15 protein-coding genes and 2 pseudogenes are annotated in these 22839 nt (G+C 70.6%); 11 read left to right on the forward strand and 6 right to left on the reverse strand.

The genetic code is table 11. The features are described 5' to 3' along the window. Positions 1-4: 4 nt before the first annotated feature. From MXD61_RS24700 to MXD61_RS24750, 11 genes and pseudogenes are all read left to right on the forward strand, one after another. Positions 5-2227 (forward strand): hypothetical protein, encoded by a 2223-nt coding sequence (locus tag MXD61_RS24700; RefSeq protein WP_248815807.1) that lies wholly within the window; start codon positions 5-7, stop codon positions 2225-2227. 61 nt (positions 2228-2288) lie between these two features. After that, positions 2289-2954 carry a hypothetical protein gene (locus MXD61_RS24705; protein WP_248815808.1) on the forward strand — a complete coding sequence of 222 codons (666 nt, stop codon included), beginning with the start codon at positions 2289-2291 and terminating at the stop codon, positions 2952-2954. Between the two features lie 92 nt (positions 2955-3046). After that, the gene (locus MXD61_RS24710) at positions 3047-4141 is read left to right on the forward strand and encodes a glycosyltransferase family 4 protein (protein WP_248815809.1); all 1095 of its coding nucleotides are present in this window, start codon (positions 3047-3049) and stop codon (positions 4139-4141) included. Further along, positions 4138-5694, forward strand: a complete 1557-nt coding sequence (locus tag MXD61_RS24715; RefSeq protein ID WP_248815810.1) for a lipopolysaccharide biosynthesis protein — start codon at positions 4138-4140, stop codon at positions 5692-5694. Before MXD61_RS24710 ends, MXD61_RS24715 begins: the two co-directional genes overlap by 4 nt. 75 nt (positions 5695-5769) lie before the next feature. Continuing rightward, entirely contained in the window at positions 5770-6849 is a 1080-nt protein-coding gene (locus tag MXD61_RS24720) for a glycosyltransferase family 2 protein (protein WP_248815811.1), read from the forward strand. Between the two features lie 437 nt (positions 6850-7286). Beyond that, positions 7287-7436 (forward strand): annotated as a pseudogene (locus MXD61_RS29030) (DapH/DapD/GlmU-related protein); the annotation flags it as partial. 478 nt (positions 7437-7914) lie between these two features. Beyond that, positions 7915-9093: a prephenate dehydrogenase/arogenate dehydrogenase family protein gene (locus tag MXD61_RS24730; protein ID WP_248815812.1), complete on the forward strand. Its 1179-nt coding sequence runs from the start codon at positions 7915-7917 to the stop codon at positions 9091-9093. A gap of 22 nt (positions 9094-9115) precedes the next feature. After that, on the forward strand, positions 9116-10294 hold the full coding sequence (locus MXD61_RS24735; protein WP_374629525.1) for a thiamine pyrophosphate-dependent enzyme: 1179 nt from the start codon (positions 9116-9118) through the stop codon (positions 10292-10294). Continuing rightward, positions 10291-11319 (forward strand): annotated as a pseudogene (locus MXD61_RS24740) (alpha-ketoacid dehydrogenase subunit beta); the annotation flags it as partial. The gene MXD61_RS24735 and the pseudogene MXD61_RS24740, both read left to right, overlap by 4 nt. 122 nt (positions 11320-11441) lie before the next feature. After that, positions 11442-12857 carry a dihydrolipoamide acetyltransferase family protein gene (locus tag MXD61_RS24745; RefSeq protein ID WP_248815815.1) on the forward strand — a complete coding sequence of 472 codons (1416 nt, stop codon included), beginning with the start codon at positions 11442-11444 and terminating at the stop codon, positions 12855-12857. A gap of 170 nt (positions 12858-13027) precedes the next feature. Further along, a complete protein-coding gene (locus MXD61_RS24750; protein ID WP_248815816.1) occupies positions 13028-14350 on the forward strand; it encodes a cellulase family glycosylhydrolase in 1323 nt (440 codons plus the stop codon). Here MXD61_RS24750 and MXD61_RS24755 read toward each other — a convergent pair. From MXD61_RS24755 to MXD61_RS24780, 6 genes are all read right to left on the reverse strand, one after another. Beyond that, positions 14334-15599 (reverse strand): glycosyltransferase family 4 protein, encoded by a 1266-nt coding sequence (locus MXD61_RS24755; protein ID WP_248815817.1) that lies wholly within the window; start codon positions 15597-15599, stop codon positions 14334-14336. The genes MXD61_RS24750 and MXD61_RS24755 overlap by 17 nt on opposite strands. Positions 15600-15693: 94 nt before the next feature. Then, positions 15694-16215 carry a hypothetical protein gene (locus tag MXD61_RS24760; RefSeq protein WP_248815818.1) on the reverse strand — a complete coding sequence of 174 codons (522 nt, stop codon included), beginning with the start codon at positions 16213-16215 and terminating at the stop codon, positions 15694-15696. Continuing rightward, entirely contained in the window at positions 16212-16928 is a 717-nt protein-coding gene (locus tag MXD61_RS24765; RefSeq protein WP_248815819.1) for a polysaccharide deacetylase family protein, read from the reverse strand. The genes MXD61_RS24760 and MXD61_RS24765 overlap by 4 nt, the downstream gene beginning before the upstream one ends. Further along, on the reverse strand, positions 16925-18109 hold the full coding sequence (locus MXD61_RS24770) for a glycosyltransferase family 4 protein (RefSeq protein ID WP_248815820.1): 1185 nt from the start codon (positions 18107-18109) through the stop codon (positions 16925-16927). Before MXD61_RS24770 ends, MXD61_RS24765 begins: the two co-directional genes overlap by 4 nt. 20 nt (positions 18110-18129) lie before the next feature. Then, on the reverse strand, positions 18130-20760 hold the full coding sequence (locus MXD61_RS24775; protein WP_248815821.1) for a DUF2206 domain-containing protein: 2631 nt from the start codon (positions 20758-20760) through the stop codon (positions 18130-18132). 112 nt (positions 20761-20872) lie between these two features. Beyond that, positions 20873-21766, reverse strand: coding sequence for a glycosyltransferase family 2 protein (locus tag MXD61_RS24780; RefSeq protein ID WP_248815822.1), 894 nt, complete (start codon positions 21764-21766; stop codon positions 20873-20875). Positions 21767-22839 lie beyond the last annotated feature (1073 nt).

A 22839-nucleotide genomic window follows, 5' to 3' on the forward strand; every position in this document is an offset into this window, starting at 1 on the left:
TGCGATGGCGACTGATGCCATGGCGACCGCGCCCACGTCACTGGACGGTGCGGTGACCGTCCAGTCCACCACCACCACCACCACGGGAGCGTCGGTCATGGCTGCCTCGGCTGGGGAGCCGACGGTGGCCGTGGAACTCACGCCGGCCCGGCCGCGGTTCTCCCGGTTCGAGCGGTTCCACAAGGCGCTGGTGCTCCCGGTGGTCGGCCTTGGCGTGCTCCTCAACGGTCTGGGGATCGCCGCCGGTCGGGACGGGTCGGAGAGCCGCAGCATCGAGCTGGTGTGGCTGGGGATCGCCCTGATCTATCTGGTGGCCGGCGGGCGGCTGTTCAATCCCCGATGCGACGCCCGGGACCGGTTGCGCGACGCGCTCGCGCTCGGCGTCGGCCTCACGCTGTGCCGCACCGTGGCCGAGATCCGGGGTTTCGACCAGTTCGACGAGCTGCTGCACATTCGGACCGCCACCGACCTGATGCGTTCAGGCGTGCTGTTCAGCCATAACCCGCTGCTTCCGGCCAGCGCGCGCTATCCCGGTCTCGAACTGCTCACCGACGCCGTCGCGCAGCTCACCGGGCTGTCGTTGACGCTCTCCGGCGCGGTCGTGATCCTGTTCGCCCGGATGCTCACCATCTGGGCGCTGTTCGTGCTGGTGGAACGGCTCAGCGGATCCGCCTACGCCGCGGGTGTCGGCGTCGTCGTCTACTGCGCCAGCCCGCAGTACTACCTGTTCAACTCCCAGTTCTCCTATCAGAGCCTGGCGATCGGCCTCATGTTCGCCGTTCTCGCCCTGGCGGTGGCGACCCGGACCCCGTCACCGCCCCCCGCACCGACACGGACAGCCGCACCGACAAAGGCAGCCGCACCGACAAAGGCAGCCGCACCACCCGAAAGCCTCGCCCAGGAAACCTGGACCGACGCCACCACGACCGACGCCACCACCGTGGACGAAAGCACCGCGGACGGGACCGCCCCGGGCGGGATACCGGCGGACGAAGGCCCGGGGGATGTCACTTCGGCAGGTCGGCCGAAGTCGGTTCGGCCGCCCACGGCCGTGTTGGTGGCTCCGGTCCTGGGTCTGGCCGCGCTGGCGACATCCCACCATCTGACCAGCTGGCTGGCCGTCGGGATACTGGCGCTCTGGGCGCTCAGCGTGCGGCGCTTCTCCCACGACCCGGCCCGGGCCGGCTGGGCGACCTGGCTTTTCCTGCCGGGCCTCGGCGCCATGGTGCTGTGGTCGGTGTGGAGCGGTCCGATGATCGGCGAGTACCTCGCGCCGATCTTCGAGGACGCGTTCGGCCAGCTCGCCGGGGTCGTGGGCGGGAGCAACTCCAGCCGCAAGCTGTTCAGCGGCAACGGCGGGCCCGTCACGCCGCAGTGGGAACGCGGTGCGATCATCCTGTGGTCGTTGCTGTGGCTGGGTGCGATCCTGCCCCTGCTGCGCTGGTTTCCCCGCTGGCGCCACCAGGCCAGCGACCGGTACATGTTCCGGATTCTGTTCGCCCTGGGCCTGTCCTATCCGTGCATTCTCGTCGGCCGGGTCTCACCGAAGACAGCCGAGTTCACCACCCGGTTCTCGACCTTCATCTTCATCGGCCTGGCCCTGGTGGTCGGCATGCTGGGCGCCAGGTTCATGTCGGCGCATCCGGCGAAGCGCACGACCGTCGTGGTGACCCTGGCCGCGATGCTGCCGTTCCTCGGTGGGATCGTGCTCGGCTCCCCGGACTGGCAGCGCTCGACCGGCCCCTACCTGGTCTCCGCGGACGCCCGTTCGGTTGACCGCTTCGCGCTCCAGGCGGCCCGGTGGGCCCGCGGCAACCTGCCCGCCGGTTCCGTCCTCGCCTGCGACCGGGTCAACGGCGCCGTGTTCGCCGCACGCGGCGGTGTGTGGGTGACCTCGGGCCTGTCCGGCGGGACGAACGTCGGACCGCTGTACTTCGGGCCGCACTTCGGCCGCTACGAGCAGAGCATCCTTGCCCGCAACAAGGTCGACTACCTGGTGGTCGACCAGCGGCTGGCGAAGTCGCTGCCCCGCATCGGCGTCTACGTCGCCCCGGGCGAGGCCGAGCCGGGCACCCGGATCACCCATGAGGCGCTGGCCAAGTACGACCGGGTACCCGGTTCCGTCCGCGTCTACGACAACGGACCGATCCGGATCTACTCCGTCGTCGGTCTGTGGCGCGGGAAACCGTCGATCGCGACCCCCACCACGGCGACGGTCCAGCGATGACCCGGCTCTCCCGCCCAGGCCGCGGCGGTGGCCACCCGGGCCTGGCCACCGGGGCGCGCCCATGACCATGGTCGCCCTCGCCCACCTGATCGCCGGTGTCGTCGTGATCGCCGGGCTGACCCTCGCTGTCAGTCTGGTCACCCAGCCCGCGGGCTCCGGCGAACCGGCGGTGTCCCGCGTCGCCGTCCTGCGGCTGATGCTGGCGGTGATGTCGCTGCTGTTACTGGTCGCGCTGCTGCTGGGCGCCGTCGGCATCGCCAACCGGCCGTGGGCCTTCTACCTCGTCTGCATCGGGTTGAGCGCGGGATGTGTGGCCACCTGCGGACGGCGACAGGCTTTGCTGCGGGCGACGCGGCTGGCCCGGCTGGTCGCCGCCGGGCGCCACCGTCGACTGGCGGCGACCAGCCTGGTGGTCACGCTTGCCCTGGTCGTCACCGGGCTGGTCGTCTCCGAGAGGGCCACGCATCACGCCGATCGTCCCGACGTGGAACTGGCCATCGGCGCGCACGACGGTGCGTCCGAGGTGACCGTGACCCGGGCCGGCGACACGGGTTCGGTGATGTACCTCGCGGTCCTGCGCGGCGGACGGCAGAGCTGGCGCTCGGCCCAGTTGCCCCGGCTGGGTTCCGCGCTGCGGATCACCATCCCCGAGGCGGCGACGGCCAGTGGCGCGACGGTGAACCTGATACGCGACGAAGCCGTCATACGGACGGTGACTCTCCCGTGACATCCGACCGTATGACATCCGATGGCACGACAGCGCGCGGCGTGGCCCAGCCCATCACATCGCCAGCCCGACCCGGCGGCGCAGGAGGAAGCATGCAGGTCAGGAAGATCCTCATGGTGACACCGAGGTTCTTTCCGGACATCGGAGGCATCGAGACCCATGTCTTCGAAACAGCCCGGCGACTGAACGAACTGCCCGATCTGCGCGTCGAGGTGCTCACCACCGACCAGCGCCAGGCCCATCTCCGAACCGAGACGATCGCCGGTGTCGCGGTCACCCGGGTGCCCGCCTTTCCCCGGGAACGGGACTACCTCGTCGCGCCGCGACTCGTCGCCGAGATGAAGGCACGCCGCCCCGACCTCGTGCACGTGCAGGGCGCGCACACGGCGGTTCCCGTCCTCGCCATGTCCGCCGCGGTCCGCGCGGGTGTGCCGTACATCCTCACGCCACACACCGGCGGGCATTCCTCCCGGGCCCGGCACAGCCTGCGGGCGTCGCAGTGGCGTGCGCTGGGGCCTCTGGTCCGCCGGGCACATCACCTCGTCTGCGTGGCGAGGTTCGAAGCCGAGATGTTCACCCGGCTCTGCCATCCCGATCCGTCGCGGGTCAGCGTCATCCAGAACGGCGTGGAGACGTTCTCCACCGCGGCGCCGATCCCGGACAACCGCGTGGTCGTGTCGGTGGGCCGCTTCGAGCGGTACAAGGGCCAGCACCGGCTGATCGCCGCGATGCCCGAGTTGTTGCGCCGGGAGCCCCAGGCCCGGCTGGTTCTGATCGGACGCGGCCCCTACGAGGCGCAGCTTCGCCGGCAGGCGGCCGAACTCGGTCTCGGCGACCGCGTCGCCTTCCGGTTCATCCCGCCCACCGACCGCGAGGACATGAGCGCGGTCCTGCGCGATGCCCGGGCGGTGGCGCTGCTCAGCGACTACGAGGCCCATCCCGTCGCGGTGATGGAAGCGGTCGCCACCGGACGGCCGGTGCTGGTCAGCGCCACGTCCGGACTCAGCGAACTGGCCGAACGCGGTCTGGCCCGGACGGTGGCCGCCCCCGATGACGCGTGGGCGGTGGCGGGCGCGCTGCACCGCGAGCTGACCCATCCCGTTCCCCCGCCGAAGCTCGCACTGCCCAGCTGGGATGACTGCGCGCGGTCGTTGCGCGGGCTCTACCTGGACGTACCGGCGCCATGACGGTCAACGTCCCGTCCCAGCGGTCAGCTCGTTCCGACGTGGACGAGCCTGGGCGCAGCACGTTGACGGCCACCACGGTGGCCGCACCACCCATCGCCGCCCCGCCCGCGACCGGACCGTCCCCCGACCTGCTGGTCGACGCCCTGGCCGGCCCACTGGCCGAACCCGCGCAGACGTCCGCCTCGGTGGACCGGGCCGGACCGGCGAAGGGGGCCGGGGTCGACGGCGGCGCCAGCGGTGCCCGCCATCGGCAGCGGTCGAGCATCCGGGTGATCCTCGCCATCGCCACCTCCGTGATCGGCACGCAGATCGTCACCTCGGTGCTCGGCGCCGGCTTCTGGGCCACGGCGGCGCGTTCCTACCCCGCCGCGCAGGTCGGAGTCGCCTCGGCCACGACCTCGGCGATGGCCGTGCTCGGTGTGCTCGGCATGCTCGGCATGGGCACGTTGCTCATCATCGAGGTGCCCCGCCACGACCGGTCCGGTCAGCTCTGGCTGATGCGGGCCGCCCTGCTGGTCGTCGCGATCACCGCCGGCGTCATCGGCCTGCTGTGGGCGGTGGCCGCCCGGTGGACCAGCGAGGCCATGCGGCCGTTGGCCGACAACCCGTTGACCATGCTGGTCTTCGTGATCGGGGTGGGGCTCACCGCAGTCACCAGTGTGTTCGACCAGGCCGTACTGATCCGAGGTCGGGGCGGGCTGCAGTTCACCCGGAACCTGATCACCGCCGCGGCCAAGGTCGGCCTTGTGCTCGGCCTGGTCGCGCTCGGGGTGACCTCCGGATTCTCCCTGTACGGCGTCTGGGTTCTGGCCATGGTGATCTCGCTGCCGGTGTGTGTCCTGGGACTGGTGCCGCCGGGGAGGCACACCCAGGCGTCCGGGCCGACCGGTGCCGGCTGGCGGTGGGGGCTGCGGGAACTACGCGGGCATTCCCGGTCGGCGTTCGGGCACCACGTGGTCAATCTGGCGTTGCAGGCACCTACCCTCCTGCTGCCGGTGCTGGCCGCGCTGACCGTCTCCGCCGAACACACGGCCTACTTCTCCAGCGCCCGGCTCGCCGCCGCCTTCCTGTTCATGCCGCCCTACGCCCTGGCCATCGCGCTCTACGCCGGAGCTCAGGGAGATATCGCCCGGGCCGTGGAACGTGCCCGGGTGACGTTGCCGCTGGGCATCGCCGTCAGTGCCGGGCTCTACGTCGCCGCGGCGGTCGTCGCGCATCCACTCCTGTCGCTGTTCGGCCGTGAATACGCCGATCGGGCCTACACACCGTTCCTGCTGATGGCGCTGGCCGGCATTCCGCTGGTGGCGAAGGACCATTTCGTCGCCCTGTGCCGCACCGACGGCCGGATTCGACGGGCGGCGATCTTCGTCGCCTGCGGCACCGCGGCCGAACTCGGCTGCGCGGCGACCGCCGGTGCCTTCTACGGACTGAACGGTCTGGCGGCCGGGTGGACGGCCGCGGTCACACTGCAGGCTCTTGCGCTGATCCCGGTACTGCTCAGATCGCTGCGCCGCCCCAGGCCCACCGCCCGCCAGGCCCCGCTGTCCCCCTGACCCGCCGCCGACCATCCGACCATCCGACCGCCGAGCCGGTTCCGCCCGAACAGCAGACCAGAAAGGGTCCCTCACATGGACACCACCGTTTCCGTGGTGATCCCAGCGCATTCCGAACGGCGCTGGGACGCCCTGGTGGCGGCCGTTGAATCCGTCCAGGGCCAGAGTTCACCGCCAGTCGAACTCATCCTCGCGATCGATCACAACCAACGCCTTCAGGATCGCGCCGCCGCGGCCTTCCCGCGGGTGCGGGTGGTGGCCAACCGGGATCAGCGCGGCGCGTCCGCGACCCGCAACGCCGGTGTCGCGGCCGCCAGCGGTGCGATCATCGCCTTTCTCGACGACGACGCGGTGGCCGACCCGCACTGGCTGGCAACCCTGTGCGCGCCGTTGGACGACCCCGCGGTGCTGGGCACGGGCGGCGGCGTGCGACCGATCTGGCCCGGCCCGGCCCCCCGGTGGTTTCCCGCCGAGTTCGGCTGGGTGGTGGGGGCGAGCTACCGCGGAATGCCCGAGGTTCCCGGACCGGTGCGCAACGTGTGGGGGCTGAACATGGCCCTGCGCCGGGATCGTTTTCTCGCCGTCGGCGGTTTCCGGGGCGGCTTCGGCAAGCTCGGTGAACGGTCCCGGCCCGAGGACACCGAGTTCTGCCTGCGCGTCCGGCACGCGCACCCCGACGGTCACTGGCTTCACGTGCCGCGGGCGATGGTCGGCCACCAGGTGCCGGCGGACCGCGCGACGATGCGCTTCTTCCTGCGACGCTGCTGGCACGAGGGGCGGGGCAAGGCCGAGCTCGCTGCCCTGCTCGGCTCGGGCGACGCGACCTCCAGCGAACGGGCCTACGTCCTGCGCACACTGCCTCGCGGCGCCGGCCGCGAACTGCGCGGTGCCCTCACCGGCGACCTGGCCGGACTGGCCCGGTCGACAAGCATTCTCACCGGGGTCACGGCCACCTCGGTCGGAATGCTCGCCGGGCAGTTCACCGCGGCCCGGATGCGCGGTGCTCGCGGGCATCGCGGCGACCGGCAGCGGATTCCGGCACCGCGGCGGCCGGAGACACCTGCCGACACGGGACGGGCCACGGCGACCCTTCCGACCGGGACGATCCTTCCGACCGGGACGACCACAGACGACCACACGGAGGCGCCGCGATGACCTTCGACAACGATCTCGACCGCATTCCGGGCCGGCGCCGGGATGTCACCGGAGCCGGCCAGCGACCGGCGCTGAACGCGCGCAACATCGCCGGCCTCCTGCGCTGGCTGTACCTGCGCCTGCGCTTTCGTAACCTGCGCACCGGACTGTTCTACCTCGGCCCGGGTTCGGAGTTCCGGGTGGAGGCGTCGGCCACCGTCCGGATAGGCTCCGGGGTTCGTTTCACCCGGGACGAAAGAGTCCACATTATCGGCACGCTGGAGATCGGCGACGGCGTCTTCTTCAATCGAGGCTGCCATCTTGTCGCCCACGAGAAGATCATCATCGGCGACTACACGCGCTTCGGCGCAATGGTCACCATCCACGACGAGAATCACATTCCAGCGCGGGACGAAAGGCCCTTCATCACCCGGGGCTTCGTCTCCAAACCGATTAAAATCGGACGAAACGTCTGGGTTGGCACCAAAGCCACCATCCTGCAGGGTGTGACGATCGGCGACGGGGCGGTGATAGCAGCGAACTCCGTGGTCACCCGGGATGTGCCGGCGTACACCATCGTCGGCGGCATACCAGCAAAGATAATCAAGGAGATCCCGGAGACCCCGAAGACGCCGGAGATACCGCCGGAACCGGAACCAGCGCGTCCGGTGGCCACCTTCCCGGCTACCGTACCGACGCCTGCTCCTTCCTTTCAGGTCGCCGAATAATTACGCCCGAACCACCGACCCGGCCATCCACCGACTGCTACACTGAAACTGGCGTCATGATCACTCTCCGACGGGGGTGATCATCGACAGCAAAAAGCTCGATATCAAAAAGCTCCGTAGCAAAAGACTCCGCAGCGAAAATCTCCGCAGCCGATCGCGAGTCATCCGCAGAACGACATGACATCCGGCTGGATATCATTCGGCCGGATGCGTCAAAAAGGATGGCACCAGCACGCGCCAACACGGTCATGGCCTGCCGCGTCCGATGCGGCAGGGAATCTGCTTGCCAGTAGTCCCGGGGGGATGCGCGAGCCATGTTTTCACTCCTCTCCAGCCGTCCACTCAGACCCGGGGGCATGTGGTGACGCCGGAAGGGCGGCCCACCGGGGTACATGCCGCGTGTGAGCTCGCCCGGTTCCGCGTCCTTGTCGTCGGCGCCGGTCTGATCGGTACCTCGATAGGTCTGGCGCTGCGTCGACGCGGCGCCGACGTCCTGCTCGCGGATCACAACACCCAGCGGGTGGAGACGGCGGCCCGGCGCGGCGCGGGCCGTCCCTGGTCGCCCGACGAACCGGGCACCGACCCGCGGGGCACCACCGCGAGTCCGCGGGTCGACCACGTCGTGCTGGCCGTGCCACCCCGCCAGATCGGGCAGGTGCTGCTCGCCTGGCAGCGCCTGCTGCCGAACGCGACGTTCAGCGACACCGCCTCGGTGAAGGTCCAGCCGCTGGATGACGCCCGGCGTCTCGGCGCCGACCTGACGTCCATGTGCGGGGCGCATCCGGTCGCCGGCGGTGAACGCAGCGGCCCGGAGGCCGCGGCCGGCGACATCTTCCGCGGGCAGCCGTGGGTGCTCACTCCGCTGCCCACCACCAGCACGCTGGCCCGCGAACACGCCCGGCTGGTGGCCGTCGGCTGTGGCGCGAGCATCGTCCAGCTCGACCCACAGACCCACGACCTCGCGCTGGGCTTACTGAGCCACCTTCCGCACGTCATCGCGAGCGCCGTCGCGGCCCGGCTCGCGCTGGTCTCCGAGGATGTCGTCAAGCTCGCCGGTCCCGGGCTGATGGACTTCACCCGGATCGCGGGCGCCAACGCCGACCTGTGGACCGACATCGTCGCGGCGAACGCCTCACCGATCGCGGGCCTGCTCACCGAGGTCGTCGCCGACCTGGTCAAGGTGTGTGACGCGCTCGGGGACGCACCGGCCAGCGCCATCGGTCATCCGGTCGTGGAGTCGTTGTTCCGGCTCGGAAACACCGGCCGGCACCGGCTCGAGTCCGCCCGGCCCGGCCAGGGCCTGCGGGCCACCGGCACCGGGCTGCTCCCGGTGCAGGCGGAACCCCCCGGACCCGAGAGCACCGCGGCGGGGGTGCCCATCCCCGTCCAGCCGACGGCCCGGCCCCTGGGCGCCGACAGCGTGGTCGTCCCCGAAGCAGTCAACACCGATCTCAGTACGCCCACACAGGGTCACCGCCAGCCCGGTGACACCCTGACAGGCGGACGCGTGCGGACCGGAGGGCGCAATGATCCCTGACCGCGTGACCCAGGACGGCGGCATCCCCGCTCACCCTGACGAACACACCCAGGCCGAGCATGGAAGTACGGTGCACCGGCTGCTGCCACACCCGGCGCCGGTGCGCCTGCTCGACGAGAACGGCCAGCGGGTGGACGCACACCCCGACTACCCGCTGCCACCAGCCGCGGACCTGCTCGCCGCCTACCGGGCGATGGTGATCGGCCGTCGTTTCGACCGGCAGGCGTGCGTACTCGCCCTGCAGGGACGCATCGCCGCCTTCCCCTCCTCGGAGGGGCAGGAGGCCTGCCAGGTCGGTGCCGCCCAGGCGCTGGCGAGCACCGACTGGCTGTTTCCGACCTACCGGGACAGCACCGCGCTGCTGACCCGTGGCATCGACCCGATCGACGTGCTCGCCCCCGTACGCGGCCGCGTCCACTGCGGGTACGACCCCTACGACCATCGGTGCGCGCCGATGACGACACCGCTGGCCACCCAGGCGCTCCACGCGGTGGGACTGGCCGCGGCCGCCGCCCGCGACCACAAGCCGACCGTGGCCCTGGCGTTGGTCGGTGACGGCGCGACCAGCGAGGGCGACTTCCACGAGGCGCTCAACTTCGCCGCGGTCTTCCGGGCTCCGGTCGTCCTGCTCGTCCAGAACAACCGCTACGCCATCAGCGTTCCGCTGGCCCGCCAGAGCGCGGCCCCCGCACTGGCCTACAAGGGTGTGGGTTACGGCGTGCGCGCCGAGCAGGTCGACGGCAACGACGTGGCGGCCGTGCTCGCCGTGCTGCGGGTCGCCGTCGAACGGGCCCGCGGCGGGGACGGGCCGATGCTGGTGGAGGCGCACACCTACCGGCTGGCCGCGCACACCACCGCCGACGACCCGAGCCGCTACCGGGATCCGGCCGAGACGGCCCGCTGGCGCACGCGGGACCCGCTCGTGCGGCTTCGGACCTACCTGCGCACGGCGGGGCTGCTCGACGACCACGACGACGACGCGATCAGCGCGCAGGCGGAGGAGCTCGCCACCGGTGTGCGCGCCGGCGTCGGCGAGCCGGCCGCCGGCGGCCCCGCGGATCTGTTCACCCACGTCTACGCGCAGCCCCCGGCCACGCTCGCCGAGCAGCGCCACGAGGCGGAGCAGGCCGCGTTCGCACGGCTGGACGTCACCACGCAACCGGCGGCGGGCGTCACCAGCGGGAGAGGTACCAGCCGATGAGCACCTCCGAAACCGGCCCACGGCAGACCGGTCCCACCGCCGCGCAGGCGCTCAACCAGGCCCTTCGGGACGCCCTGGCCGCAGACCCCCGGGTCCTGCTGCTCGGTGAGGACATCGGCGCGCTCGGCGGCGTGTTCCGGGTCACCGACGGTCTGGCGGCCCGGTTCGGCCCGGATCGGTGCGTCGACACCCCGCTCGCGGAGGCCGGCATCGTCGGATTCGCCCTCGGGATGGCGATGTACGGGCTGCGCCCGGTGGTCGAGCTGCAGTTCGACGCGTTCGCCTACCCCGCCCTCGAGCAGATCGTCAGTCACGTGGCGAAGATGGGCAACCGCACTGCCGGAGCCATCCGACTGCCCATGGTGATCCGCATTCCGTACGGCGGCGGTATCGGTGCCGTGGAGCACCACTCCGATTCCAGCGAGGCGTACTACGCCCACACCGCCGGGCTGAAGGTGCTCACCCCCTCGACCGTCGGGGACATGTACTCGATGCTGCGCGCGGCCATCGAGGACCCCGACCCGGTGATCTTCTTCGAGCCCAAGCGGCTGTACTGGTCGCGGGAGACGATCAGCCTGCCGGTGCGCACCGAGCCCATCGGACGCGCCGTGATCCGTCGACCCGGCCGGGACGTCACCCTCGTGGCCTACGGACCGACCGTGCCCCTGGCCATGACAGCCGCGACGGCCGCGGTCGAACGGGGCTGGTCGGTGGAGGTCATCGACCTGCGCTCCCTGGTTCCCTTCGACGACGAGACGGTGATGGCGAGCGTGCGCAGAACCGGACGTTGCGTGGTCGTGCACGAGGCCCAGGGCTTCGCCGGGGTCGGCGCGGAGATCGTGGCCCGGGTGCAGGAACGTTGCTTCCACTCCCTGGCCGCGCCCGTGCTGCGGGTGACCGGCTTCGACGTCCCGTACCCGGCACCGCGCCTGGAACGTCACCACCTGCCCGATGTGACCCGCGTCCTCGCGGCGTTCGACCGGTTGCAGTGGGAGGACACCCCCGACACCCGGTGGCTCACCGCGGCGCCACCCACCACGGCGCCCGCGGCGCCCGCGGTCGCCGTCGCTCCGCCGCTGGCCGCCCAGCGCCCGGCGGCGGAGCTGCCCCACGCCCGTCCCGCGACCGATGCGGCGGTGACCGCGCGATGAGCGGTGCGGCCGCGGCCGCGGCCACCGACGGAGCACCACTCGTGTTCCATCTCCCCGACCTGGGCGAGGGCCTCACCGAGGCGACGGTGGTCCGCTGGCTGGTCCAGGAGGGTGATGTGATCGGCGTCGACCAGCCGATCGTCGAGGTGGAGTCGGCCAAGGCCTGCGTGGAGATCCCCAGCCCCTACGCCGGTCGGGTCCACATCCGACATGGCGCGGCCGGAGACGAACTGCCGGTCGGATCGCCGTTGTTGACGGTGCGACCGCTGGCGACCCGTCCCCTGATCGGCTTCGGCCCGATCGAGGACGAGCCGACCATCACCGGCTCCCCCACCTCGGCCCCGCCCCCGACCCAGGCACCGTCCCCGACCCAGGCACCGTCCCCGACCCAGGCACCGTCCCCGGCTCTGACGCTGGGCATCGGTCTCGTCCCGGGCGCGCACAACGGCGCGGGTGGCGAGGTGCGCGACGCGGCGGGCCCGCCTCGGGTGATCTCACCGCTCGTCCGGCGCCTCGCCCGCACGGCCGCGCTCGACCTCGCCGCGGTCTCGGCCACCGGCCTGGGTGGGATCATCCTGCGGGCCGACGTCGACCGTGCGCTGTGGCAGCGTGACCTGGCCGCCCGCGGCCCGCAGGCACCCGCGGCCGAACCCGCGCACCCCGTGGAACCAGCGCCATCCACCCGGGCGCGCCAGGTCGAGCCGCCCACCGCGGACGCGGACGTCGTGCGCATCCCGTTGCAGGGGCGACGTCGGGTGATCGCGGCGCGGATGTCGCGCAGTCGCCAGGAGATCCCCGAAGCGACCGCCTGGCGGGATGTCGACGCCACCGCGCTGCTCGCCGCGCGGGCGGCCATGAACAGCGCCCAGCCCGATCGGACGGTGAGTGTGCTGGGCCTGATCGGACGCTTCTGCGTCGCCGGACTGGCCCGCTACCCCGCGTTGAACGCGCACGTCGACACCGAGGCCGGCGAGATCATCCGGTTTGCCCGGGTGCACCTCGGCTTCGCGATCGCCGTCGAGGACAGTCTGACGGTCGGGGTCGTCCACGACGCGCAGGCCGCGAACGCGGTCCGGCTCACCAGCGAGATCCGCCGGCTCACCGACCAGGCCCGCGAACCCGGCCTGGGGGTGGCGGACCTGACCGGTGGCACCTTCACCGTCAACAACCACGGCGCGCTGGGCAGCGACGGGGCCGTCCCGATCATCAACCATCCCGAGGCGGCCCAACTGGCGATCGGACGGATCGCCGATCGCCCCTGGGTCGTCGACGGGGAGATCCTGCCCCGGAAGATCATGCAGTTGACGATGACCTTCGATCACCGGGCCTGTGACGGCACCCCCGTCGCGGGATTCCTCGCCTTCCTCGCGGGTTGCATCGAGGCGCCCCTGACCATGCTGGGCGAACTGTAGGGACGGAAAGAAACCATCCGGTCGTTCTCCGCACCCCCTGTTTGTGGCGTTTCGCCCCGCCGGGCCAGCTCAGCGAGGTCGCACCGTATTCTCGAGGCCTGATGCGATGGACAAACAGAATGTGCGGCAAACGGACCCCGCGGCGCCACTTCGGCCGCTCGACGCTGTGCATGACGATTGTCGCGGCGGTTCTGGCGGCCCTGAGCGCGTGCATGAACGGCGCGCAGACCGCGTCCGGAAGCAGCAGCCCGGTTCCGGTCGGCACCGCCGATCCCAAGCGGCCGGTCAGCGACCCGATGGCGATCAGCGGCGGCGCCTCCGCGGCGCCCGGGGGCCCCGCCGCGGGTGCACCCACACCCGCGGCGGCCGGACAGACACCGAGCGTGCCCACGGGTTCGGCGTCCGCGCCGACCAGCACCGGGTCACCGGCCGCGACGGGCACCACCGCGGCCGCCGCGCCCGCCGCGACCTCGTCGACCACCGCCGGCAGGCGCGTCTACGGTTTCTCCGCCGGTGATGTCAGCGACCTCAGCCCGGCGGCGTTGGACGCCCGGCTGGCCGCGATCGCCGCGACCGGCGCGACCTGGGTCCGCTTCGACGCGGCCTGGTTGACCGTCCAGCCGCAGGGGCCGCAGAACTGGAGCTGGGACACCTTCGACCGGGTGGTTCAGACGGCTCGCGACCATGGCCTCGGGCTGCTGCCGATCCTCGACGCGGCACCCGCCTGGGCTCGGGTGAGCGGCTGCACCAACATCGACTGCCCGCCGGCTCAGGTCGCCGACTTCACCCGGTTCGCGGCCGCCGCGGTGGCCCGCTACTCCCCGCTCGGAGTGAAGGTGTGGGAGATCTGGAACGAGCCGAACCTGGCGGTCGGCTGGGCGCCGAACCCGGATCCGAACGCCTATGCCACGCTGCTGCGCCAGACCAGCGCCGCGATCCACGCCGGTGACCCCACCGCGCAGGTTCTCGTCGGTGGCCTCGGGCCGGCCCAGACCGGCGCCGGCCAGGTCGCGCCGGAGGAGTTCCTGCGGCGGGTGTACGACGTGGCCGGCGCCAGCGCGTTCGACGGCGTCGCGATGCATCCCTACGCGTTCCCCGCGCTGCCCTCGGACATCGCCCAGCTGTGGAGCGGATGGTCGCAGATGACGCTGCTGCGGGCGACGATGGTCGCCCACGGCGACTCGGCCAAGCCGGTGTGGATCACCGAGTTCGGTGCGCCCACCAGCGGACCGGGGGCGCAGGCGACCCTGGCCAACCGCCGGTACGCCGAACATCCCGACCACGTCGACGAGGACTTCCAGCGCGAGTCCGCGGCGAACGCGCTCGACCTGGTCGCGCGCACCTCCTGGATCCGCGGCTTCTTCTGGTACAACTTCAACGATCTCGGGACGAACCCGAACGACGCCGAGCACCATTACGGTGTCATCCGCTCGGATGGTGCGACCAAACCGGCCTACGACGTCCTGAAGTCGGGGTTCACCGCCGCCCGCTGACCCCGCTGGCCCCGCTGGCCCGCGCTGGCTCCACTGGACCAGGCCGGCTGCGCTGGACCGTGCCGGCCCCGCCCCCGGTGCCGTCCGCACCGGCCCAGGCGGGCCGGCGCTCGGCGAGGGCCAGCTCGTAGACCTGCGCCACCCCCGCGGCGACGGCGGACGGGGTGAACTCGCCCTCCGCCGCCATCCGGGCCTGACCACCGGCTGCGATCTTCTCGGCCACCCCCGGGTCGCGCAGCACCTGACTGATCGCCGTCGCCAGCTCGCCGACGTCCGCGGGCGACACGACGAGCGAGTCGACACCGGACACGCAGACATCCGCCATCGCGCCGACCCGAGTGGTCACCACAGGCGCACCATACGCCCAGGCCTCGAGCAGCACCAGCGGGAAACCCTCGTGCAGGGACGGCAGCACGAACACCGCCGCCTCCCGGTAGCCGCGGGAGAGCTGCGCCCGGTCCCGGCGGCCCACGAAGTGCACCGATTCGGCGATGCCGAGCTCCTGGGCCAGCGCCGCCAGGTCCTCGCGCTGCGCACCGTCGCCCACCAGTTCCAGTCGGGCGTCGGGAACCTGGCGCACGACCGTGGCGAACGCGGACAGCAGGTAGACAAGCCCCTTGATCGGCTCCAGCCGTCCCACGAACAGCACCGTCCTGGCCGCAGCCGCAGCCGCAGCGGCCACCGGAGTCGGTTCCTCGTGGACCGCGAGGTCCGTCACGTCGATCCCGTTGGGCACGTAGGCCAGCCGGCGCCCCAGACGCAGCGACCGCAGGGCCGGGAACGAGGACGGGTCCATCGAGATGACCCGCCGGTACCGGCCCGCGACCAGCAGGGCGCTTTCGAGTAGCCGCTTGGCCTTCGGCGCCGTCGCCTTGCCCACCGTCGTCCCATGCAGCGTGATCACGGTCGGTATCCGCAGCATCCGCGCGGCCAGGCTGAGCGCGACCCCGAGGTCGACGGTGTGCACGTGGATGACGTCCGGCCGGACGCGGCGCAGCAGGGCGGGGGCGCGCACCGCGAGCGCCGCCATCGTCAGCACCCGACGGGCGTTGAGGACGTCGATCTCCTGGGCGGTCAGCGCCGCCCCGAACTTGATCACATGCGGGGCGTCGCTGATCTCGGCGTTGCGGGAGGTCAGGATGACGACGTCATGGCCGGCGGCCCGCTGCTCGCGTTCCAGCCCGCTGACCACGAAGGCGTCCCCACCGGTCGCGTTCGGATAACGCTTGGTGACATGCAGGATCTTCACGGGGAACACTCCTTCGAGCTCCGGCGGACGTGACAGGACGACACGGAACAGGACGACACGGAACAGGACCGGCCGGAGCGGGACGGGCCGGCGATCAGTGAGCGGCTTCGGCCGCGGCCCGCTCGGCGGTATGGAAGAAGATCCGGTTGGCCATGCCGTCGATCCGCACGACGATCAGCGTGGGACCACCCGCGGGCAGGGCGACCGTCGAGGTGTGGGCCGCGTGCTGACCGGCGGCGAGGGTGAGCACGCCCCGCTCGAGCACGGTGCTCGCCCCACCGCGCTCGGCGGTGACCGTGAACGGGTAGCCGCGGCCGGAGTCCGTCTGGTTGCCCAGGGTCCAGGTGAAGGCGAGCGGGGCCCCGGGGCGGTAGGCGGTCGGCAGGCCGGCGGGGCTGTCGAAGTACAGCTGCGCCGTGGTCTCGGACTGGCGTTGCGAGACCTGGGCCGCCCCCGGCAGCGACAGCACCCCGGCAGCCCACAGCACCAGCGCGGACACGACGAACACGACGACCAGCCCGGCCCCCAGGTACCGGGTCCCCGACCCCGGGTTCCGCGACTGTGGGCCCGGCCGGGAACCCGGCCGCGGGATCGGGGTGGTCTGGGCCGAGGTCATCCGCGGCCCAGCGCGCCGTTGACGGCGTAGGTGACCTCGGGACGGCCGCCGATGTGTGCCAGCACGCGGTCGAGTCTCGCCCACTCGGCGCGGTCCGACACGACCCAGGAATGGCCCCACAGGTGGTAGACGCCGCCGGTCGCCCGGCAACGGTCGAACAGCGCGATCGCGATGTCGTCCCAGCGCCCGCTACGCACCAGCGAGGTGGAACCCACCACGCGGGCCGCCCGGACGACGTCGACGACCATCCGCTGGCGGGCGAAACGCCCCGTCTCCAGCGAGGTCGGCGCCTCCAGCGGGTTGTCCGCGATGCCCGTCGCCAGGGTCCGTACCGTGCGGGCGTAGGTGTAGCCGGCCCGGGCGACCATGTCGACGTGTTCCGGGGCGTACATCCCACGCGGATAGCAGAAGGTGGTGACCGGTTTTCCGACGAGGTCCTCGATGACCTTCTTCGAATCGGTGATCTCCCGCTGGGCACGCGGGCGCGGCACCCGGGTCAGCACCGGATGGGACAGGGTGTGCGAACCGATCTCGAAATCGGCGGAAAGATCCCGCACGGCGGTCGCGGACAGCCGGTCCGCCGGGGCGATCTCCACGTTGTCAGGGGCGATGTAGAACGTGCCGGCCAGCCCGTGCTGGCGCAGCATGTCGGCCACCAGGGTGTCGTGTCGATGGCCGTCGTCCCAGCTGGTCGTCACGGTCAGTCCGGTCATGCGAGCGCCGCCTTCCAACGCGTGGTGAGTCCGGCCCAGTCGTGGTCGAGAGCGACCGACCGGCAGTCGTCGTGAAACCGCCCGGCGGCGTCGCCGAGAAAATCGCCGAGTGCCTCGGCGAACGCTTCGGGGTCCGGCTTGGACACGACCCCGTTGCGTCCGGTTATCAGACTTTTCGCCGCATTGGCGGGATAGTCCGCGACCACCACCGGAAGACCGGCCGCATTGGCCTCGAGAACGACCATTCCGAAACCCTCCCGGGTGGAGGGCAGCACCAGGACGGTGGCCGCCTTCATCCGGGCGTACACCTCGTCGGCCTCGGTCAGAAAACCCCAGAAACGAACGTTGTCGGCGAGGCCCAGTTCAGCCGCGCGGAATTCCAGCCGCTCCCGGTCCGGGCCGTCGCCGACGATGTCGCAGCGCACGTCGGGACGCGTCCGCACGAGGACGGCGAGCGATTCCAGCAGCAGGTCGACGTTCTTGAAGTCGCAGAGCCGGCCGACGTAGAGCACGTCCGTCAGCTGCTCGGCGGCGACGATCCGGTCGATCACCGCGAGATCCACCCCGTTGGGTACCACCGTGACGTCGGCGGACACCCCGATCTCCGCGGACAGCCGGTCGCGGGTGTCCGCGGAGACGGCGATGATCTGCCTGGGCAGGCGCAACGCGGTCCGCTCGACGAGGGCGCCGACGCGTCCCGCGGCACCCAGGTACTCGGTCCAGTACTGGTCGCCCCACACCTCGTGGCAGGTGACCACCATCGACTGGCCACGCAGCCGGGTGACCAGCCAGACGCTGAACAGCGAGAAGAACGGGAACCCACAGCAGTCGACGATCTGGGCCCCGGACAACCCGCCGGAAAGAATCATGCGCAGGCAGGAGACACCGAAGATCAGCGCCTGCGAGATCGACCGGCGCCCGGATTCGGTGTAGAGCGGTCGTGCCTTGCAGACACCGTGGAACGCGATGCCGTCGATACGCGTGGTGGACGGGCCGGACCAGTACTGCATGCCGTACCAGTGCACGTCGTGCCCGCGGGCGGCGAGCTCCTTCGCGAGTGCGTGGTAACGGCGCTCCGCACCACCTTTGACCCAGGGGTACACGGCGTCGTAGACAAAAACGATCCGTTGCGTCTCACTGTCACCGAACAGTGGACGACGCGAGCCGAACAGCTTCCTCACGGATTTCCTTTCAAGGGGGATCACCGGTAGACCGCCGCCTCGCCCGCGTCATAGACAAGATTCTTGTTCGAATCGAGAAAGGCAATGGGATAGCGGTAGCGGACGGCGGTGCTGTCGAGCATTCCGATGGCCCGCGCCTTCGCCAGGTTCGCATAGTCGAGATAGACGTAGCCGTTGACCGGGACCAGCGCCGGTGCCGCCCGGTTCTTCGCCGGCAGCTGGAACTGCCCGAGCACGGCCAGCGTCTCGGCCGAACTGCCGGATGCTGGTGGCGGTGTGCCGTTGGCGAGAGCCTCCTGGCGGGCCATCCACTTCAGCGCCGAGACATCGGCGTCGTGTGGGTAGAAGCTCTCGTAGTAGTCCCCGTCGTTGGCCAGGTGCAGCTGGGGGATGTACGAGCCGGTGGTCGCGGCCAACAGCCCGGTGCTGGAGATCAGGAACACCACGGGCAGTGCGGCGGCGGCGACCAGTCGGGGTCCCCGGCGCAGGAAGCCGGTGGCGACCATCGGGCCGAGCACCGCCGGCAGCGCCAACACGATCAGGCTCTGCTGGAAGGCTCGGAGCAGGCCGTATTCGGCCGACAGACTCGGCACCACCACCAGCACACACAGGTAGATCAGCGAGGCCGCGCACAGGGCCGCGTATTCACGGCTCACCCGCATCCAGATCGGCCAGCGCAGCACCAGCGCGATCACCCCGAGCAGCACGAGCAGTTGCAGCACGACCGCCGAGCCGCCACGCAGCGCCCCGTTGAGGGCCCGCGGGTCAAGACCCACCGAGGACAGTGCGCGCCCGATCGTCGTCGGCGGGGTGAACTCGTCCTCGGCGTAGCGCAGCGGGTACCGGTCGACGACGTCACGCGGGAAATAGGTGACGTTCGGCAGCCGGTTGTCGTAGGCGTAGCGGGCGAACTGATCGACCTGGACCTGCGGGTCGACCGCGCCGCCCGAGACGATGCTCGAGCGGGTGTCCGACGAGCGTTCGCTGTCCCCGCCGTGCACCAGCGACTGGGCGGCCTGCCGCACGACCTCGGTCATGTTGTTCGCGGTGTGCGTCGCCGGGCCCGTCCAGAAGACGGTCAACACCGCCAGCAGCACGACGGCGGACAGCGTGAGGATCCTGCTGTCCTCCCAGCCGGAGAACACCCGCCGCCAGCCACGTCCACTCACAGCCGCGGCGCTGGGAGCGCCGTGGTCGATCCTGGTCAGACGCACCGTCGCCGGCTCGACTCCGCCACCGGCGGCCGCGTTCGCCGGGCCACTCGTGCCCGCCACCGGACGTCCCCGCGTCCCCGTCCGCCGGCCACGTGCCCGGGCCAGCGTCGAACGCCAGCCGGACCCCGCGTCCAGGCACGCCCGTTCACCGAACCGGCGACCCAACCGCCGCCACAGCACCAGGAAGACCCAGGCGAGCAGGAACTGCCCGAGCATCAGGAACGTGGTCGAGTAGTGGCTGAGCACCGTGCCGAGGCCAAGGACCAGAAACAGGGCCCGCCGGTGTCGGGCGGCGCCCGGACGATGCACCAGCAGCAGGATCATGCCGCCCTGGAACAGGAAGGCGATCTCCTGGCGGTTGAGCATCGACATGTCGGAGAAGAAGGTCGGGAAGGCGACGAAGTACGCGGCGGCGAGGACGCCCACCCGGTTGTCCGCGAGCCTGCGGCCCAGCAGGCAGGCCGCCACCGGCATCAACGCGAACAGGAACTGGTAGTAGATCTTGAAGATCGATGCCGCGGGGACGTTCAACAGCCCCTTGAGCATGGTCGGCAGCACCGTGATGCTCAGGCAGGCGTTGTACGGGTCACGGAAGTCGGCGATGTTCCAGCGCCAGTTCCCGAGCGTGACCTGGAAGACGTAGTACTCCCGCTGGATGTCGTGCCCGGTCGCGTACCAGCCGCGCAGGCTGGTCATCAGCTCGAAGGCGAGACCCACGCAGAACACCGCGTACAGGCAGTAACTGCTGGACAGCCCGTTCGCGCGGACCGCGAGAAACACGAACAGCAGGACGGTGGCGAGCAGCATCAGGACGGTCGGGCCGTTCGGCCCACCGTTGTCCAGCGAGATCGCGCCCAGGGCCGCGACGACGGGCAGCGCGGTCGGCACGGCGAACCGGAACACCGTCGAGGCGTCGCCCCCACGCCGACCGGGACCGCCGCGCACGCCACCCGGGCGAACCCGGCGCAGCCGCTGCACGGCGGGCAGCGCCCACAGTTCGGACAGTTCGGGCAGCCGCCATCCGGTCCGCCGCGCGACCAGGCAGTACATGCCCACCGTCAGCAGCACCAGCGCCGGCAGGACCCGGCTCGGTGCCAGCGGATGAGCCACCCCGACCACCGGCAGCACCGTGTTCAGCAGCAGGCCCAGCAGCGTGGCCAGCAGCAACCCGGCACAGGTGGCCAGGTACAGCCGAAGCCAGCCGTCGAACACGGCCAGGCCGAGTCCGCGCAGGAGCAGATCGCCCGGGATCAGCAGGATCGCGGCCAGCCCGGCGAGAGCCACCGGCCAGGGCGTGGTGCCGCTGAACGCGATCACGGCCGCCAGCACCGCGACGAGCACCACGATCACCGTCTCGGTGCGCAGCCACCCCCCGGCGGGCCGAGTCCATCGGCCCGCCGTACCCGCCGTACCCGCCGTACCCGCGAGACCGGCCATTCCCGCCGCACCCGCACCCACTGTGTTGTTGGGGCCCGCTGTGTTACCGGGACCCGCTGAGCCTGCCGGACGCGAAGTCGCGACCGTGGCCGGCTTCACCAGTCCCGTCACCTCAGCCAGTCGCAGACTGTCGGTCGAGCTCCTGCACCGCCTCCGACCGGGACGCGTCCGCGAACACCGGCGCGGCGGGCCCACCGGTGCGGGCGACCACGCTCAGATGCTGGGCCTCCTGGCGGCTGCGCCGCGGGAAGGGCACCCGCACCGAGTACGACCGCAGGCCGGTGACGCCGGTCTCGAGCTGGCGGGCGCGCCGCTGGCCCTTGGCGACCTTCGCCCGGTGGACGAACAGGTGGGACATGTTGCGCATGCCGTCCGACAGCGAGTTCAGCTTCTTCTCGCCGCCACGGACGCGGTACTCGATCGGAACCTCGGCGACCCGGAAGCCGCCGACGTGCGCGGCCATCTTGATCTCCTGGGAGAACGCCATCCCCGGCGACCGCACCCCGGCCTTGTCCCAGAAGTCCCGGGTGAACAGCCACATACCGGACTGCGAGTCGCGGAACGGCGACCGGAACAGCACCTTGGTCACCCCGGTGAACACCAGGTTGGCCCCGATGTGGTGCGGCGACATGGCGCCCTGGCGCAGCTGGCTGAGCCGGTCGGTGTTCAGGAAGTCCAGCTCGTCCGTGACCAGCCGGCCGAGAAGGCGTGGGAGGTCCTCGAACGGGTAGGTGCAGTCGGCGTCACCGGTCGCGATGACCGAGCCGCGGGCGGCGGGGATGCCCGCCAGGTAGGCGTTTCCGTAGCCGCGGTTCGGCTGGTACACCACGGTCATGCCGAGATCACGGGCGATCTGGCCGGTGCCGTCGGTGGAGGCGTTGTCGACCAGGATGACCTCGGTCTCCCAGCCGATCTCGGCCAGAGCGGCCCGTGGGATACCGGCGGCGACGCGCGGCAGGTTCTCGGCCTCGTTGAGCGCGGGAATGACGATGGAAAGAGTGGGCATATTCCCCCCCGGGAGACGGCTGCCCGCCTGGATGAACCCAGGCGCCAGCGCAGTTCCGTCGATTGATGAACTGGGTCGATGAATCGACCTCGAGGTCAGCGGCAGGCGGCCGTGACATCCATGGATATCGAGGCGCGGCGCAGCGGTGGCGTTTGCCTCAGTCAAAAAATCAGGCAGAGATCCGGGCGAGCCGAGAAGTCTCGACTTCACAGCTGCCCTGAGTCAACTCCAGTTGACCTCACACACGTTGGCACAGGACTCGCCCAGCCAGCGTTGGATCATTCTGCCTCCCCCAAGCTGCCCCATCAGGGCGCCGTAGCGATGCTAACACCGAGGCCAGGGTGGGTAGAAGGTGGAGCCGGCGACCAACTTCCGGGCGCCGCCACCGCCAGGCCAGTTGTTCGATGAGAGTGCCTGGACAGTTGCTGCCTTGTTGTTCCGTGCGTCCACTGACGCTACCCAGAGCACTGTCATGGATGCGCAGAGATAACATCAGTCGATCATCGACACAAAGAGCTCTCATTTTTTAACTCAGAGTCGCAGCCTCGGATATTTGAGTCACCCAAAGAAAACGACCGACTACCCGGCGCAGAATCTGATCAACAATGGAGCCCAAAGCATCGAATTGGATGGATATGACGACCGTCACCAAATCCAGTCGTCAACCTCGGACCCGCGACCGGAGTAGCCCGTGGGAATACCCCCATGGCAATCAAGTCAGCTGATCTCATTTGATCGACAATGTCGACGAGGATGACCGACGGGAGCAAGGACGCCGAAATGATCAGCACTCGTCCCGACAAATTGGATAGCTAGCCAAATATTTAGCGGACTGATTCGCGACGCGCCCGGACGGCTACCGTGAGCGACAGTGATGAGATTCGCGGTGGAACTGGTCCGGATCGGCGTCAGGAATGATCTGTTAGGCTTTTCTCGATAGCGCAGCATCGCGAGTCGGGGGGTACTCGTGGAGGTAGCGCACTTCCACCGGTAGCGCCGTTCCAGTGGTAGCGCCGTTCGCGCAGGTCACCACATCCCCCGCTCCACGGAGATCTACCGTCTGCCGACGCCGG

This window comes from Frankia sp. AgPm24, assembly GCF_023243055.1.
Taxonomy (GTDB): domain Bacteria; phylum Actinomycetota; class Actinomycetes; order Frankiales; family Frankiaceae; genus Frankia; species Frankia umida.